Origin of the sequence: Rahnella sp. PCH160 (assembly GCF_047784855.1) — a bacterium.
GTDB lineage: Bacteria > Pseudomonadota > Gammaproteobacteria > Enterobacterales > Enterobacteriaceae > Rahnella.
Genome location: NZ_JBLOGT010000001.1, coordinates 66,941 through 83,460 on the forward strand (window position 1 = coordinate 66,941; position 16,520 = coordinate 83,460).

A 16,520-nucleotide genomic window follows, 5' to 3' on the forward strand; every position below is an offset into this window, starting at 1 on the left:
TCCGCGCCGGAGAAGCAGGAAAAGTGAATCAGCGCGGGCTGAGCTGCCGGGCGATGCGGAGAAGTTCCTGCGACAGTGCTTCCTGAGAAACGGCGGACTCACCGGGTTTCGACGTTGTGTGGCGTTCTACCAGAGACGTCGGCAACAACAGCGACGATTGCTGTTTATCGCCATGAATATGCAGATGATCGACCAGCCGGTTGACGCTTTCATGCCCGAGGAGGCGGAAATCTTGCTTAATGGTGGTCAGCGGCGGGAAGAAAAACGCGCTGTCTTCGGTGTCGTCGTAACCGATAACAGAAATCTGCTCCGGCACGCGCAGGCCGAATTCATGAACCGCCCGCAGTACGCCCAGCGCCATCTGATCATTGGCAATCAGAATGGCCGTAGGCCGCACAGGCTGGTTGAGCAGCAATAAGGCCTGCTGGTAACCGGAAGCCGCGCTCCAGTCGCCGTGCTGCACCGCACAGGGCGTAATCTGATGCTTCGCCAGCGTATTCAGCCAGCCTTCGTAACGCAGTCGCGCGGAGATAGATTCCAGCGGGCCGGTCAGCACGGCAATTTTCTGATGCCCCAGCGCCAGAAGATGTTCCACGCCCTGCTCTGCCCCGCAATGCGGATCAAAAAGGATTTTAAAAACATCCGCCTGTGGATCGACATCCAGAAACAGCACCGGTAAATCGCCACATAACTGCGCAATGGCACAGGCATCCTCATTCGACAGCGGCACATTAATCAGCACGCCATCAACGCGCTGCGACATCAGCTCATTCACCGCCGTGCGGCAGGCCGGAAGGCTCAGATTATCAATCATCGAAATAACGACGTTAAAACCTAACTGATTGGCGCGGGTTTTCATTGCAGAAGCAATTTGTGAGGGCGCATGAAGCGCAAGTTCGGTCGTCGCCAGCCCCAGCGTATAACTCTGTTTTCCGGCCAGCTGCTGTGCGACGCGATTCGGCACGTAGTTCAGCGCAGTCATGGCCTGTTCGACTTTATCCCGCGTCTTTGCGGAGACGTGCGCCGCCTGATTCAGTACGCGCGAAACGGTCTGATAAGAAACGCCCGCGTGACGTGCGACGTCATCGAGGGTGACAGATTTTGGCTTCATGGCTTTCTCTTGGGGATTCATGCGGGAATGTGCCGGACGGGCTATTGTGGCCGGAAATCAGACAATAAAAAAGGGGCCGAAGCCCCTTTGGTTATGATCCTCACATTCCGGTGGTCAAGCACCGGAAGGATAAGAATTACAGTACGTCGATTGCGTTCAGTTCTTTGAATGCCAGTTCCAGGCGAGTCACCATGGAAGCCTGTGCAGAACGCAGCCATACGCGCGGGTCATAGAATTTCTTGTTAGGTTTGTCCGCGCCTTCCGGGTTACCCAACTGACCTTGCAGGTAAGCTTCGTTTTTCTTGTAGAACTGCAGGATACCGTCCCAGTTTGCCCATTGGGTGTCGGTATCGATGTTCATTTTGATAACACCGTAGCCTACAGATTCTTTGATTTCTGCTGCAGTAGAACCGGAACCGCCGTGGAACACGAAGTTCAGGCTGTTGTGTGGCAGGTTGTGTTTCTTGCACACGTATTCTTGGGAATCGCGCAGAATCGTTGGAGTCAGTTTAACGTTACCTGGTTTGTACACGCCGTGTACGTTACCGAATGACGCAGCGATAGTGAAACGCGGGCTGATTGCGTTCAGTTTTTCGTATGCGTAATCAACGTCTTGTGGCTGAGTGTACAGAGCAGATGCGTCCATGTGGCTGTTGTCCACGCCATCTTCTTCACCACCAGTACAACCCAGTTCAATTTCCAGAGTCATGTCGAGTTTTGCCATGCGAGCTAAGTACTTGCTGCAAATTTCGATGTTTTCTTCCAGAGATTCTTCAGACAGGTCGATCATGTGTGAAGAGAACAGAGGTTTACCGGTTTTCGCGAAGTGAGCTTCACCCGCGTCCAGCAGACCGTCGATCCAAGGCAGCAGTTTCTTCGCGCAATGGTCGGTGTGCAGGATAACTGGCACGCCGTAATGTTCTGCCATCTGATGCACATGGTGTGCGCCAGAGATTGCACCCAGGATTGCCGCGCCTTGTGGCACGTCAGTTTTCAGGCCTTTACCCGCGATGAACGCAGCGCCACCGTTAGAGAACTGAACGATAACCGGTGAACGGACTTTCGCAGCAGCTTCGAGAACGGCGTTGATAGAGTCGGTGCCTACGCAGTTAACCGCTGGCAGTGCAAATTTGTTTTCTTTAGCAATAGCGAAAACTTTCTGTACATCATCACCAGTGATAACGCCTGGTTTTACGAAATCAAAAATTTTAGACATAGTTCTTTGTCCTGTTTCGTCGGCCGTAGATGGATTGAATCGGTTTGCTATGTCGCGCGAGTTCCACTGTGCAGCCCCTCGCGCGGCAAAGAAGAACAGGAAACCCTATGTTTCCTGCTCAGGGTTCATTACTTCTTAGCACGCTCTTCCAGCATCACAACCGCTGGCAGTGCTTTCCCTTCAACGAACTCGAGGAATGCGCCACCGCCAGTGGAGATATAGGAAATTTTGTCAGCGATACCGAACAGGTCGATAGCCGCCAATGTGTCGCCGCCGCCTGCGATAGAGAAACCTTCGCTATCAGCAATGGCCTGCGCCACAATTTCGGTTCCTCTGCGGAAGTTAGGGAACTCGAACACGCCTACCGGGCCATTCCACAGAATGGTTTTAGCGTTTTTAATGATCTCAGCCAGGCGGTAAGCAGACTCATCGCCCATGTCGAGAATTTGTTCGTCATCTTTGATGTCTTTAACAGACTTCACGGTAGCAACCGCAGTTTCAGAGAACTCGGTAGCAACGCGAACATCAGTTGGGACAGGAATGTCGCACGTTTCCAGCAGTTTGCTTGCGGTGCCGACCAGGTCTGCTTCGTACAAAGATTTACCGACGTTGTTGCCTTGAGCCGCAACGAAGGTGTTCGCGATACCACCGCCAACGATCAGCTGGTCAGCGATTTTGGACAGGGAATCCAGCACGGTCAGTTTGGTCGAAACTTTAGAACCGCCGACGATGGCAACCATCGGACGCGCCGGGTTACCCAGTGCTTTACCCAGTGCTTCCAGTTCTGCAGACAGCAGCGGACCGGCACAGGCGATAGGGGCAAATTTGCCGACGCCGTGGGTAGAGGCTTGCGCGCGGTGCGCAGTACCGAATGCGTCCATCACATAGATGTCACACAGGGCAGCATATTTTTTTGACAGGGCTTCGTCGTCTTTCTTCTCGCCTTTGTTGAAGCGAACGTTTTCCAGAACAACCAGTTCGCCTTCGGCAACTTCAACGCCATCCAGATAATCTTTAGCCAGACGCACTGGAGATTTCAGATGTTCTTTCAGGTAGTTAACAACCGGCAGCAGAGAAAACTCTTCGTTATATTCGCCTTCAGTCGGACGACCCAGATGCGAGGTCACCATCACGCGTGCGCCTTGTTTCAGGGCAATTTCGATGGTGGGTAAAGAAGCGCGGATACGTGCATCTGACGTTACTTTGCCATCTTTAACTGGCACATTCAGATCGGCACGGATCAGTACGCGTTTACCCGCTAAATCCAGATCGCTCATCTTAATAACAGACATGGTGAATCCTCTCGTTGATTCTCTTTAAAGTTGCTTGAAGGCAGTTTCGGCCAGAAGGCCGCAACAGCCGTACTAGAAACCGCTCGCGGACATTGCCAATGTTGTATCCAACATTCGGTTGGCAAAACCCCACTCGTTATCGCACCAGACCAGTGTTTTTATCAGGTGCTTTCCACTGACCCTCGTCTGCGTTCCATCTACGATGGCGCTGTGAGGATCATGGTTAAAATCTGTCGAGACTAATGGTAGTTCGGTATAGTCAACTATACCACGAAAAGCGCCCATTGCGGCCTTTTGCAGCAGCTGGTTCACCTCGTCTACGGTCACAGAACCCTCGACAAACACGCTCAGATCAATGGCGGTGACATTGATGGTGGGCACCCGTACGGAGATCGCTTCAAAGCGATCGCAGAACTTTGGCATGATGCGCGTGATCCCTGCGGCGAGCTTGGTATCGACCGGAATAATGGACTGGCTGGCCGCGCGCGTGCGGCGTAAATCCGCATGGTAGGCGTCGATGACCGGCTGGTCATTCATTGAAGAATGGATGGTCGTTACCGTGCCGGACTCAATGCCAAAGGCATCGTCGAGCAGCTTAATCACAGGGATAATACAGTTGGTGGTGCAGGACGCATTGGACACAATGCGGTGCTGGCGTTCGAGCAAGTCGTGGTTCACACCGTAAACCACCGTGGCATCTAAATCATGCCCACCCGGATGCGCGAACAGAATCTTTTTGGCGCCCGCCGCGAGCTGCGTTTCACCGTCTGCACGGCTGCCGTAAACGCCGGTACAATCAAGCACCACGTCAATGCTCAGTTCGCCCCAGGGCAACTGGCTGGCATCAGGCTGATGGAATAAACGGATGGAGTCATCGCCGACGTAAAGGTTCTCACCTTCCTGGCGGACATCCCAGGCAAAGCGCCCGTGGCTGGAGTCATATTTGAGCAGATGGGCCATGCCTTCAGGGCTGGCAATTTCATTGATGGCAATGACGGAGATTTCCGCCCGACGCCCGGATTCGTATAACGCGCGCAATACGCTACGGCCAATGCGACCAAAGCCATTAATTGCAATACGTATTGGCATACTTCTCCCTGTTACACGGTTGTTACTCAATTTCAGTAACACCTATAGTAATGCAGCGTGCGTTTACGGTGAATCACCATCGTCATCTGCCCGCACGTTCAGTGCAGTAGAAAAATTTCAGTTTGCGGCACGTTAACAACCTGGTGACGATGTTAAGCTCAAATAGCCTGACTGAAACGGTTCAGCTGAGAATAAACCAAACGATGAATAAAAGGAATAATTCCCGGAATTTCGACGCGTTAATCTCGCCGATCGCTGAAAAAAACACCAGTAAATTCCGTGTGTTTACAGTGATTTTACTTTTCCATCACCTTTTCGACAGTCAAGTTTCTCAAAAACTGACGAAATGAAACAGTTTCAGAATGCAGGAGTGTAGCGGAGACTGCCGCAAAAGGGTTTGACCTGCGTCATTTCACGCGAAAACTCAGAACCGGGGTGAATGCGGGGCGAAAAAAAAGCACCCGAAGGTGCTTTTATGATGACGTTTGAGCCCGATTACTTCAGTAACGCCTGTGCCTGAGCAACCACGTTATCAACAGTGAAACCGAACTCTTTGAACAGCAGGTCTGCCGGAGCAGATTCGCCGAAGCTGTGCATACCCACGATAGCGCCGTTCAGACCCACGTATTTGAACCAGTAATCCGCGATGCCCGCTTCAACCGCAACACGTGCAGAAACGGCTTTCGGCAAGACGGATTCACGGTAAGCCGCGTCCTGTTTGTCGAAGGCGTCGGTGGACGGCATGGAAACTACGCGCACTTTGGTGCCCGCTGCAGCCAGTTTATCTGCGGCTTCAACAGTGATGCCCACTTCAGAGCCGGTCGCGATCAGAATCACTTCTGGCGTGCCGTCGCAATCTTTCAGGACATAACCGCCACGCGCCACGTTCGCCAGTTGCTCAGCGGTACGCGGTTGCTGGGTCAGGTTCTGACGGGAGAAGATCAGGGTAACCGGGCCGTCGTTACGTTCGATGGCGTATTTCCACGCCACTGCAGATTCGACCTGGTCAGCCGGACGCCATGTGCTCATGTTTGGCGTCACGCGCAGGCTGGCAATTTGCTCAACCGGCTGGTGCGTCGGGCCGTCTTCGCCCAGACCGATGGAGTCATGGGTGTAAACGAACACGTTACGGATCTTCATCAGCGCGGCCATACGCACGGCGTTACGTGCATATTCAACGAACATCAGGAAGGTTGCAGAGTACGGCAGGAAACCACCGTGCAGCGCGATACCGTTAGTGATCGCAGTCATACCGAATTCACGCACGCCGTAATGGATGTAGTTACCCGCCTGATCGTCGCCGATAGACTTGGAACCAGACCACATAGTCAGGTTGCTCGGTGCCAGGTCAGCGGAGCCGCCCAGGAATTCTGGCAACACTTTACCGAACGCTTCCAGCGCATTCTGCGACGCTTTACGGCTGGCGATGTTGGCAGGTTTTGCCTGCAACTCTTCGATAAATTTCTGAGCGTCGGTTTCCCAGTTAGCGGGCAGTTCGCCGTTGATACGACGTTTGAACTCTTTTGCCAGTTCAGGGTGCGCTTTGGCGTAAGCGGCGAATTTCTCATCCCATGCGGATTCTTTCGCTTTGCCGGCTTCTTTCGCATCCCACTGCGCGTAGATATCCTGCGGGATTTCAAACGCAGCATATTTCCAGCCCAGTGCTTCGCGGGTAGCGGCCACTTCGGCTGCGCCCAGCGCTGCGCCATGCACATCGTGAGTACCGGCTTTGTTCGGAGAACCGAAACCGATCACGGTTTTGCACATCAGCAGGGAAGGTTTGTCGGTGACTTTATGCGCTTCTTCGATAGCCGCTTTGATGGAATCAGGGTTGTGACCGTCAACGTGACGCACAACATGCCAGCCGTAAGCTTCGAAACGGGCAGCAGTATCATCAGTGAACCAGCCTTCTACGTGGCCGTCGATGGAGATACCGTTGTCATCATAAAACGCGGTCAGTTTACCGAGTTTCATGGTACCGGCCAGAGAACACACTTCGTGAGAAATGCCTTCCATCATGCAGCCGTCGCCCAGGAAAGTGTAAGTCTGGTGATCAACGATGTCGTGACCGGGTTTGTTGAACTGCGCACCCAGTGTACGTTCAGCAATCGCCATACCCACCGCGTTCGCGATGCCCTGACCCAGCGGGCCCGTAGTGGTTTCTACGCCTGGTGTATAACCGTATTCCGGGTGACCCGGCGTTCTGGAATGCAGCTGACGGAAGTTCGCCAGTTCGCTGATTGGCAGATCATAGCCTGTGAGGTGCAGCAGGCTGTAAATCAGCATGGAGCCATGACCATTGGACAGCACGAAGCGGTCACGGTCAGCCCAGTGCGGGTTTGTCGGGTTGTGGTTCAGGTAATCGCGCCACAAGACTTCGGCAATGTCTGCCATGCCCATAGGGGCGCCAGGGTGGCCGGAATTCGCTTTCTGCACGGCGTCCATACTAAGTGCGCGGATAGCGTTCGCAAGCTCTTTACGAGAGGACATGTTCTACTCCAGGTCGGATTAAAAAAGCGGTCAAGAAAGTCATTTTCTCAGACTCGGCATTAAAACGGCAATCCTTAATCACTCTCGTGATTAAGTTCACAGAATTCGCTTTTAAATCAGTGCGTTTTTTCAGACTTACACTATAGATCGGGCAATCCTAAAAACCTATCTTAACGCTATTCTTACAATCAGAGCCTTTTTCAGGCTGTACTGACTTTTTTTTTAACGTTCTCCGGGAGCCCAAACTGATGAAATTCCACCCCGTTTTGCTGAGTCTTTGCGCGGCCGCGCTGGTCAGCGGTTGTTCAACCCTAAATACCGATACCTTAATGCAATCCGGCGCGCAGGCTTATCAGGCTTATACACTGAGCGACGCCGATGTAAAAACCCTGAGCGTGCAGTCCTGTGAAGAAATGGATAAAAAAGCGCAAATAGCACCAGAAAGCAGCGAATATGCGCAACGTCTGAAAAAAATCTCGGCCGCGCTCGGGGACAACATCAACGGCACGCCGGCCAACTACAAGGTGTACCTGACCAAGGACGTCAACGCCTGGGCGATGGCGAACGGCTGTATCCGCGTGTACAGCGGCCTGATGGACATGATGAACGACAACGAAGTTGAAGGCGTACTCGGCCACGAAATGGGTCACGTCGCACTGGGGCATACCCGCAAAGCGATGCAGGTTGCTTACAGCGCCACGGCGGCGCGGACGGCGGTGGCCTCACTGGGCGGCGTCAGCACCACGCTTTCGCAGTCGCAGCTGGCCGATCTCGGTGAAAAATACGTTAACGCGCAGTTCTCGCAGAAACAGGAATCCGAAGCTGACGATTACTCTTTCGATCTGCTGAAGAAACGCGGGATTGATCCGACCGGGCTGGCCACCAGTTTTGAGAAGCTGGCTAAACTGGATAAAGGAAGCAGCATTGGCTGGTTTGATGATCATCCGTCATCCGAAGCGCGCGCGAAACATATCCGCGATCGAATCGCTGCCGGGAAATAATTTCCCTCATACAGATGCGCCAGTTAAATGGCGCATCTGCTTATTAAGCTGAGTGACTTTACTTTCGTAATATTATTAAAACATCCATTATTCAGAAAATATTTCCGCACAAAATCTGAAAATAACCTGCCATCAGTTCTTTTTCTCGCTAAGTGATATTGATTGGTTATTCTTCCTGCGTTTTATTTAATTTAACTATCAAAGGAAGATGGATTATGAATTTTCGTATAACTGCAATTGCGTTGGGGATCACCGTATTATTAAGTGGTTGTCAGAACGGTGCGCTCAATACCGATGCCTTAATGAAATCTGGCTCAGACGCCTACAAAGCGGCCACGCTGACGGATCAGGATGTCATCAATATGACAGAGGGTTCCTGTAAAGCCCTGGATGTTGAATCTAAAATTGCCTCATCAAAAAGCAAATACTCTAAGCGTCTGGACAAAATTGCCAAAAACCTCGGCAATGATATCAACGGCAGACCGGCGAATTATAAAGTCTACCTCACCAGCGACGTCAACGCCTGGGCGATGGCGAACGGCTGTATCCGCGTCTACAGCGGCCTGATGGACATGATGACCGATGATGAAGTCGAAGGCGTACTGGGCCACGAAATGGGCCACGTCGCACTCGGTCACACCAAAAAAGCCATGCAGGTGGCGTACAGCGCTTCCGCCGCGCACAGCGCAGCAGGCGCGGCCGGTGGCATTGCTGGTCAACTTTCCAGCACACAACTGGCCGATTTGGGTGAAGAGCTGGTTAATGCGCAGTTCTCTCAGAAACAGGAATCAGACGCTGACGATTATTCCTACGACCTGCTGAAAAAACGCGGTCTGCCGACCAAAGGGCTGGTCACAGCCTTTGAGAAACTGGCAAAAATGAGCGGTGGCAGTGAAAAAAGTTTATTCAGTTCCCATCCGCCTTCTCAGGAACGCGCAGATAATATTAAAAAGCGTATCGCCGAAGATAAATAGTCACGAAAACAAATTCGTTATTTATATTTTAAAAAATAAAACATTCACAACCTAAATAATAAAGGCACCCGAAGGTGCCTTTATTTTATCCGTCATGTACGCCGGGAATTATTCGTCTTCCAGATACGTATAACCGTATAAACCGGATTCAAACTCTTCCACAAACTGCGCCTGCAATTCCGCATCCAGATCGGTTTCTTTTACCTGGTCGCGGAAACGGGCCAGCAACACATTCGGGTCAAGCTGCACGTATTCGAGCATATCAGCCACGGTATCGCCTTCGTCAGACTGCTGCACTTCAATGCTGCCGTCAGGGAACACAAACACGTCCACGGCGGCGGTATCACCGAACAGGTTGTGCATGTTACCGAGAATTTCCTGATATGCGCCGACCATGAAGAAGCCCAGCATTGGCGGGTTTTCAGGATCATACGGAGGCATCGGCATTGTGGTCGCCACGCCGTCACCGTCGATATAGTGATCGATAGTCCCGTCAGAATCACAGGTTATGTCCAGCAGCACCGCACGGCCAACCGGCGGTTTATCCAAACCCTCCAGCGGCAGAACCGGGAACAACTGATCGATACCCCAGGCATCCGGCATTGACTGGAACAGTGAGAAGTTCACGTAAAGCTTATCGGCCATGCGCTCTTGCAGTTCGTCGATAATCGGACGGTGCGCGCGGTTGCTTGGATCCAGCTGATCCTGAATTTTATTACAGATATTCAGGTAGATATCTTCCGCCCACGCGCGCTGAGTCAGATCCAGAATGCCGTGCGCATATTGCGAATGGACGTCGTGCAGATCCATCTGGCTGTCGTGCAGCCATTCGCGCAGTGAGCGACGGTTTTCCGGATCGTGCATTTCATTCCAGGTGTCCCACATGCTGCCGAGGGCGCGTGGTGCATCCTCTTCAGGTGCAACAGGGGGTTTGAACTCGTTGCGCTCAACGCCGATCACGTTAGACACCAGTACGGTGTGGTGAGCGGTGACAGCGCGACCCGATTCGGTGATGACCGTCGGGTGCGGAAGACCGTGCTCATTACAGGCATCGCCAATGCCCCAGATCACGTTGTTGGCATATTCGTTCAGGCCGTAGTTCACGGAGCAATCGGACTGAGAACGCGTCCCTTCGTAATCTACGCCCAGACCGCCGCCCACGTCGAAGCACTGAATATTGACACCCAGTTTGTGCAGCTCAACGTAGAAGCGCGCAGATTCACGCACACCGGTTGAGATATCACGAATATTCGACAGCTGCGAGCCGAGGTGGAAATGCAGAAGTTGCAGGCTGTCCAGACGCCCTGCTTCACGCAGCATTTCGACCAGTTGCAGAACCTGAGAAGCCGCCAGACCAAATTTGGACTTTTCGCCACCGCTGGACTGCCATTTGCCCGACCCCTGCGAAGACAGACGCGCACGCACGCCCAGACGCGGGACGACGTTCAGACGTTCGGCTTCTTCCAGCACCAGCTTAATCTCGGTCATTTTCTCAATAACCAGATAAACCTTGTGACCGAGTTTCTCACCGATCAGCGCCAGACGAATGTATTCACGGTCTTTATAACCGTTACAGACGATCACTGAACGGGTCATTCCGGCGTGAGCCAGAACCGCCATCAGTTCCGCTTTTGAACCGGCTTCCAGGCCCAGCGGTTCGCCGGACTCGACCAGAGATTCAATCACGCGGCGATGCTGGTTAACCTTGATCGGATACACCAGGAAATAATCACCCTCATAACCGAACGATTCACGCGCACGTTTGAACGCAGCGTTAATCGAACGCAGACGGTGTTGCAAAATTTGTGGGAAACAGAACAAGGCTGGCAAACGCTGACCGTCCTGCTCACGCATATCTTTTACCAGTTGCGCCAAATCGACACGGGCAGAAGGCTCGTCTGGATCCGGGCAAACACTGATGTGGCCCAGTTCATTGACGTCAAAATAGTTGTTACCCCAATAGGCAACGTTGTAAGTGCGCAGCATTTTGCTGGCATCACGATCGTTCACGGCAACCTCCTGCATGGAGCGCAAAGAAACAGTATCGCCCGGTTGTGACGGACGATGGGACTGAATGTCATCAGACATAGGTAAATCCTCTTTCTATACTGACAACATGGCCAGCCACTATCGCAGTAACAACAGGTGAGAACAACCCGCAAGGCCGGCTTTCAGACAGGATAAAACCCTGCGAGCCACAGCCATCGGACTGTTTTTCACTCATATCATTGTAAAACACGTTTTTAGACTCCGTGTAACGAGTCGGAATAAATCAGGGAGAAATGTCCCGAGGTTGCAGGCTACTTCAGTTATATGTCGGAAATGCGATCCCGGTTTTACTGAGTAGCGTACAGATGTCGGCGACTGGCCTGTCTGTACTCAGGCTGTCTGTAACATCGCAGAGAGGGCAGACGTTTCTCTGAGAAAAAGTCCGCTGAAAGAAGTGCTGCAAGGCGCATTAAAGGCTGCAGGGGATGCTGTTGAAATGTAACAACCGGTAAAAAGTGGGTCATTAACCTAACCACCTCCACACGTGCCACGCATCACCCGCGGGCATTCGAGCTGAGAAAACAGTAATCACTGGGATACGCTGGATTCTACGGCCTCTAGAAATGTGTACAGCGCGCGCCGTTTATACCGGCAACCTGCTGAAATTGCAAAATGAAAATGACGTCCGGATTGTTTCTAAGCGTGAATATCACTGCAAACCCGCACAATAACGCCATGTTCGTCACAAAAATGACTGGCTTTCAGCACAGATGCTATCCTAAAATAGCCGTCCAGATGTTAATCCGTCCGTAGCAATTTTAGGGATTAATGCGCAAACTGCTTTAAGGCTTTGCCTAATGGGGACATGCAGGACGCATTGTGACAATGACGAGCGATGCTCATCATCTGCCCGTCTCCCCGGTGCTATGCAGTGATATCTCACCCGTCGTATGTAAGGTAAAGAACATAATGGCTAAACACCTCTTCACATCCGAATCTGTTTCAGAAGGACATCCTGATAAAATTGCAGACCAAATTTCTGACGCAGTGCTGGACGCAATTTTAGAGCAAGACCCGAAAGCACGTGTTGCATGTGAAACTTATGTCAAAACCGGCATGGTTCTGGTTGGCGGTGAAATCACCACCAGCGCATGGGTCGACGTTGAAGAAATCACGCGTCAGACCGTTCGCGAAATTGGCTATATCCATTCTGACATGGGTTTCGATGCCAATTCTTGTGCCGTTCTGAGCGCTATTGGTAAGCAATCTCCGGATATCAATCAGGGCGTTGACCGTACTGACCCGCTGGAACAAGGCGCGGGCGACCAGGGCCTGATGTTTGGTTATGCCACCAACGAAACCAGCGTACTGATGCCAGCGCCGATCACTTACGCACACCGTCTGGTGCAGCGTCAGGCTGAAGTTCGCAAATCAGGCACCCTGCCATGGCTGCGTCCTGATGCGAAAAGCCAGGTCACTTTCCAGTATGACGAAGGCAAAATCGTCGGCATCGATGCGGTAGTACTGTCCACTCAGCATTCAGAAGACATTGCGCTGAAAGATCTGCAGGAAGCGGTGATGGAAGAAATCATCAAACCTGTACTGCCAGCAGAATGGCTGAACGCCGGCACCAAATACCACATCAACCCGACAGGCCGTTTCGTTATCGGTGGCCCGATGGGCGACTGCGGTCTGACCGGACGTAAAATCATCGTGGATACCTACGGCGGGATGGCGCGTCACGGCGGCGGTGCATTCTCAGGTAAAGATCCGTCTAAAGTTGACCGTTCTGCCGCTTACGCTGCACGTTATGTTGCGAAAAACATCGTGGCTGCTGGTCTGGCTGACCGTTGTGAAATCCAGGTGTCATACGCGATTGGCGTGGCGGAACCGACGTCCATCATGGTGGAAACCTTCGGTACCGGTAAAGTTTCTAACGAACAACTGACCCTGCTGGTTCGCGAGTTCTTCGATCTGCGTCCATACGGTCTGATTCAGATGATGGATCTGCTGCACCCGATCTACAAAGAAACCGCGGCATACGGTCACTTTGGTCGTGAACATTTCCCTTGGGAAAAAACCGACAAAGCGGCTCAGTTACGCGAAGCGGCCGGTCTTAAATAAGTTTTTCAGACTGTTCTGCACCAAGCCCTGCCCTTGCGGCGGGGTTTTTTATTGCCCGGATTTTGGGAATGAGGGGAGAAGAAATAGGGATGGAGTCTGATTTTTGAGTGCCAATGAAAGCGGTTACAGACAATAACTTGTTATAAATTAATATATTATTTTAATGATTAAAAATGTGTCACATAATTTTGATTGATATAAATCAATTTATGGGCTATTACTTTGCATGAAAGCCCCTTCCCTGCTGCATATCTCTTTGAAACCCTTACCGAACAACATTCCCGATAACACCTATTAGTGTAAACGATTACAACACTGTGACCGGGCTCACGTTAAGCTGTGCGCAGGGTAAATAACATAACAGCCTAAGCATTATTACAAACTCAAAACGATTGCATTATTTTGGAGACCGGATGAACAACTCAACTTCAACCAAAGGAAAACGCTCGAACAAAAGCGTGACTTTCTTTGTGTGTTTTCTCGCTGCGCTGGCCGGACTGCTGTTCGGTTTAGATATCGGCGTCATCGCTGGTGCCCTTCCGTTTATCAGCCATGATTTTCAAATTACCAGCCACCAGCAGGAATGGGTGGTCAGCTCCATGATGTTTGGTGCCGCCGTCGGTGCTCTCGGCAGTGGCTGGATGAACTTCCGCATTGGCCGTAAATACAGCCTGATGATTGGCGCGATCCTGTTCGTTGCCGGTTCCCTGTGCTCCGCCTTCGCGCCAAACACGGAAATCCTGATTATTGCCCGCGTTCTGCTGGGCCTGGCAGTCGGCGTGGCCTCTTACACTGCGCCAATCTACCTGTCTGAAATCGCGCCGGAGAAAATTCGCGGCAGCATGATTTCCATGTATCAGCTGATGATCACCATAGGTATTCTGGCGGCGTACCTCTCAGATACTGCGTTTAGCTACACCGGCGCATGGCGCTGGATGCTGGGTGTGATCACGATCCCGGCACTGCTGCTGCTGGTTGGCGTGTTCTTCCTGCCGGACAGCCCGCGCTGGCTGGCTGCACGCGGTGACGACGGCAAAGCGCGTCGCGTTCTGGAAAAACTGCGCGATTCCAGCGAACAGGCGAAACACGAGCTGGATGAAATCCGTGAAAGCCTGAAAGTAAAACAAAGCGGCTGGGGTTTGTTCACCAACAACAAAAACTTCCGTCGTGCGGTTTATCTCGGCATCCTGCTGCAGGTGATGCAACAGTTCACCGGTATGAACGTCATCATGTATTACGCACCGAAAATCTTCGGCATCGCCGGTTTCGCCAGCACCTCTCAGCAGATGTGGGGCACGGTAATTGTCGGACTGGTGAACGTTCTGGCGACCTTCATCGCCATTGGTCTGGTTGACCGCTGGGGCCGTAAACCTACGCTGAAACTGGGCTTCCTGGTCATGGCCGTCGGTATGGGCATCCTCGGTACGATGCTGCACATTGGTGTGGAATCAGATGCCGCGAAATACTTCTCTATCGCGATGCTGCTGATGTTCATCGTAGGTTTTGCGATGAGTGCCGGTCCGCTGATTTGGGTGCTGTGTTCTGAAATCCAGCCGCTGAAAGGCCGTGATTTCGGTATCACCGTGTCCACCACGACCAACTGGATTGCCAACATGATCGTGGGCGCAACCTTCCTGACCATGCTCGACAGCCTCGGCAACGCCAACACCTTCTGGGTGTACGCGGCGCTGAACGTTGTATTCATTTTCATCACCATTGCGCTGATCCCTGAGACCAAGAACGTGTCCCTGGAACACATCGAACGCAACCTGATGAAAGGCGAAGCACTGCGCGACATCGGTAAGTAAGCACGCCATTCCTCCCCTGCAAAGGGGAGGAATTCAATATTGCATCTCGCTTCCCGCAGATTTATCCTTCGCCAGATGAAAACCTCACGTCTCCCCATCGCCCTGCAACAAGCCGTCATGCGCTGCTTGCGGGAAAAACTCCAGATGGCAAATCAGTTTTTTGGCACCGATTACACGGAGCCGGAAATCACTTATCAGCAACGCGGCACCAGCGCGGGCAGCGCGTACCTCCAGCACTGGCAAATCCGTCTTAATCCCGTTTTACTGATGGAAAACCAGCAACCATTTATTGATGAAGTGGTTCCCCACGAGCTGGCGCATTTACTGGTATACCGGCGTTTCGGGCGGGCGCCCGCTCCGCACGGCAAAGAATGGCGCTGGATAATGGAACATGTACTGGGCGTTTCCGCCAGCCGGACGCACAAGTTCGAAGTGGTGTCGGTGCAGAGCAAAACCTACCCGTATCTGTGCGCCTGCCGTGACCATCATCTGACGGTTCGTCGCCACAATAAAGTGATGCGCAAAGAGTCAGAATACCGCTGCCGTCATTGTGGCGAACTGTTACAGTTTAACGCTAAAGGCTCCACTAATTGCTGATTTTTCAAACACTAAATAGCTATATTGTCTGATTGTCACACCGCTTCGCATCCGTTAACCTTGCGACCTTTTACACTCGGGTTATTCGGAAATATGTTTCATAAAACACTTTTATCCTTTCTGTTTATCGGCATTCTGGCACCGCTGAGCGCCTTCAGCCAGTCCGGCAACGCCATCAATAATTTCACCCAGGCCAAAGCGGCAGCGGTCAAAATCAATCAGGGCGCGCCGACGTTCTACTGCGGCTGTAACATCAGCTGGCAGGGAAAAAAAGGCACGCCTGATCTGAAATCCTGCGGCTATGAAGTCCGCAAAAGTGCACAGCGCGCCAACCGGATTGAATGGGAACACGTCGTGCCTGCATGGCAGTTCGGCCACCAGATGCAATGCTGGCAGGATGGCGGACGCAAAAACTGTGCGAAAAGCGCAGACTACCGTCAGATTGAAACGGATTTGCATAACCTTGAACCGGCCATCGGCGAGGTGAACGGCGACCGCAACAACTTCATGTACAGCCAGTGGAATGGTGGTGAAGGCCAGTACGGGAAGTGCGAGATGAAAATCGACTTCAAAGCCAAAGCCGCCGAGCCGCCAGCCCGGGCGCGTGGCGCCATCGCCCGCACCTATTTCTACATGCGCGACCAGTACAAACTCAATCTGTCCCGCCAGCAGACTCAGCTGTTTACCGCCTGGGATCGCCAGTATCCGGTCACCGCCAGGGAATGCGAACGCGACAACCGCATTGCGAATGTGCAGGGAAATCATAATCCGTACGTTCAGCAGGCTTGCGCACAAAGAAAAAGCTAACTTAGTATTAACTCATCGTCAG

The 16,520-nt window shown here is 52.3% G+C and carries 12 protein-coding genes; 6 read left to right on the plus strand and 6 right to left on the minus strand.

The genetic code is table 11. The features are described from left to right. Positions 1–28 precede the first annotated feature (28 nt). The 5 genes from ACM5QY_RS00325 to tkt all read right to left on the minus strand — a co-directional run bounded on the left by ACM5QY_RS00325 (position 29) and on the right by tkt (position 7,198). Positions 29–1,111, minus strand: a complete 1,083-nt coding sequence (locus ACM5QY_RS00325) for a LacI family DNA-binding transcriptional regulator (protein WP_416118739.1) — start codon at positions 1,109–1,111, stop codon at positions 29–31. Between the two features lie 136 nt (positions 1,112–1,247). Further along, complete coding sequence (fbaA, locus tag ACM5QY_RS00330) at positions 1,248–2,327, minus strand: class II fructose-bisphosphate aldolase (protein ID WP_104923197.1); 1,080 nt, start codon at positions 2,325–2,327, stop codon at positions 1,248–1,250. Positions 2,328–2,455: 128 nt separating this feature from the next. Further along, positions 2,456–3,619: a phosphoglycerate kinase gene (pgk, locus tag ACM5QY_RS00335; RefSeq protein ID WP_104923198.1), complete on the minus strand. Its 1,164-nt coding sequence runs from the start codon at positions 3,617–3,619 to the stop codon at positions 2,456–2,458. Positions 3,620–3,691: 72 nt separating this feature from the next. After that, a complete protein-coding gene (epd, locus tag ACM5QY_RS00340; RefSeq protein WP_416118740.1) occupies positions 3,692–4,708 on the minus strand; it encodes an erythrose-4-phosphate dehydrogenase in 1,017 nt (338 codons plus the stop codon). A 495-nt stretch (positions 4,709–5,203) separates the two neighbouring features. Next, a complete protein-coding gene (gene tkt, locus ACM5QY_RS00345; RefSeq protein ID WP_416118741.1) occupies positions 5,204–7,198 on the minus strand; it encodes a transketolase in 1,995 nt (664 codons plus the stop codon). 248 nt (positions 7,199–7,446) lie between these two features. Between tkt and loiP (ACM5QY_RS00350) the strand changes: the two genes are divergently transcribed. Both loiP (ACM5QY_RS00350) and loiP (ACM5QY_RS00355) read left to right on the plus strand, forming a co-directional pair. After that, positions 7,447–8,199, plus strand: a complete 753-nt coding sequence (loiP, locus tag ACM5QY_RS00350) for a metalloprotease LoiP (protein ID WP_416118742.1) — start codon at positions 7,447–7,449, stop codon at positions 8,197–8,199. A 215-nt stretch (positions 8,200–8,414) separates the two neighbouring features. Further along, positions 8,415–9,173: a metalloprotease LoiP gene (gene loiP, locus ACM5QY_RS00355; RefSeq protein WP_416118743.1), complete on the plus strand. Its 759-nt coding sequence runs from the start codon at positions 8,415–8,417 to the stop codon at positions 9,171–9,173. Positions 9,174–9,281: 108 nt separating this feature from the next. Here loiP (ACM5QY_RS00355) and speA read toward each other — a convergent pair whose 3' ends face one another. Next, positions 9,282–11,261, minus strand: a complete 1,980-nt coding sequence (speA, locus tag ACM5QY_RS00360) for a biosynthetic arginine decarboxylase (protein ID WP_416118744.1) — start codon at positions 11,259–11,261, stop codon at positions 9,282–9,284. An 870-nt stretch (positions 11,262–12,131) separates the two neighbouring features. Here speA and metK point away from each other — a divergent pair. The 4 genes from metK to endA all read left to right on the plus strand — a co-directional run bounded on the left by metK (position 12,132) and on the right by endA (position 16,498). Further along, a complete protein-coding gene (gene metK / locus ACM5QY_RS00365; RefSeq protein ID WP_104923205.1) occupies positions 12,132–13,286 on the plus strand; it encodes a methionine adenosyltransferase in 1,155 nt (384 codons plus the stop codon). Between the two features lie 413 nt (positions 13,287–13,699). After that, the gene (locus ACM5QY_RS00370) at positions 13,700–15,094 is read left to right on the plus strand and encodes a sugar porter family MFS transporter (RefSeq protein ID WP_416118745.1); all 1,395 of its coding nucleotides are present in this window, start codon (positions 13,700–13,702) and stop codon (positions 15,092–15,094) included. Between the two features lie 75 nt (positions 15,095–15,169). Next, positions 15,170–15,691, plus strand: a complete 522-nt coding sequence (locus tag ACM5QY_RS00375) for a SprT family zinc-dependent metalloprotease (RefSeq protein ID WP_416122790.1) — start codon at positions 15,170–15,172, stop codon at positions 15,689–15,691. Between the two features lie 93 nt (positions 15,692–15,784). Continuing rightward, entirely contained in the window at positions 15,785–16,498 is a 714-nt protein-coding gene (gene endA, locus ACM5QY_RS00380) for a deoxyribonuclease I (protein WP_416118746.1), read from the plus strand. The last annotated feature ends 22 nt before the right edge of the window (positions 16,499–16,520 follow it).

Coding starts and splice junctions, on each gene's coding strand:
- ACM5QY_RS00325 (WP_416118739.1), bottom strand. CDS start 1,111: ATGAAGCCAAAATCTGTCACCCTCGATGACGTCGCACGTCACGCGGGC.
- fbaA (WP_104923197.1), bottom strand. CDS start 2,327: ATGTCTAAAATTTTTGATTTCGTAAAACCAGGCGTTATCACTGGTGAT.
- pgk (WP_104923198.1), bottom strand. CDS start 3,619: ATGTCTGTTATTAAGATGAGCGATCTGGATTTAGCGGGTAAACGCGTA.
- epd (WP_416118740.1), bottom strand. CDS start 4,708: ATGCCAATACGTATTGCAATTAATGGCTTTGGTCGCATTGGCCGTAGC.
- tkt (WP_416118741.1), bottom strand. CDS start 7,198: ATGTCCTCTCGTAAAGAGCTTGCGAACGCTATCCGCGCACTTAGTATG.
- loiP (WP_416118742.1), top strand. CDS start 7,447: ATGAAATTCCACCCCGTTTTGCTGAGTCTTTGCGCGGCCGCGCTGGTC.
- loiP (WP_416118743.1), top strand. CDS start 8,415: ATGAATTTTCGTATAACTGCAATTGCGTTGGGGATCACCGTATTATTA.
- speA (WP_416118744.1), bottom strand. CDS start 11,261: ATGTCTGATGACATTCAGTCCCATCGTCCGTCACAACCGGGCGATACT.
- metK (WP_104923205.1), top strand. CDS start 12,132: ATGGCTAAACACCTCTTCACATCCGAATCTGTTTCAGAAGGACATCCT.
- ACM5QY_RS00370 (WP_416118745.1), top strand. CDS start 13,700: ATGAACAACTCAACTTCAACCAAAGGAAAACGCTCGAACAAAAGCGTG.
- ACM5QY_RS00375 (WP_416122790.1), top strand. CDS start 15,170: ATGAAAACCTCACGTCTCCCCATCGCCCTGCAACAAGCCGTCATGCGC.
- endA (WP_416118746.1), top strand. CDS start 15,785: ATGTTTCATAAAACACTTTTATCCTTTCTGTTTATCGGCATTCTGGCA.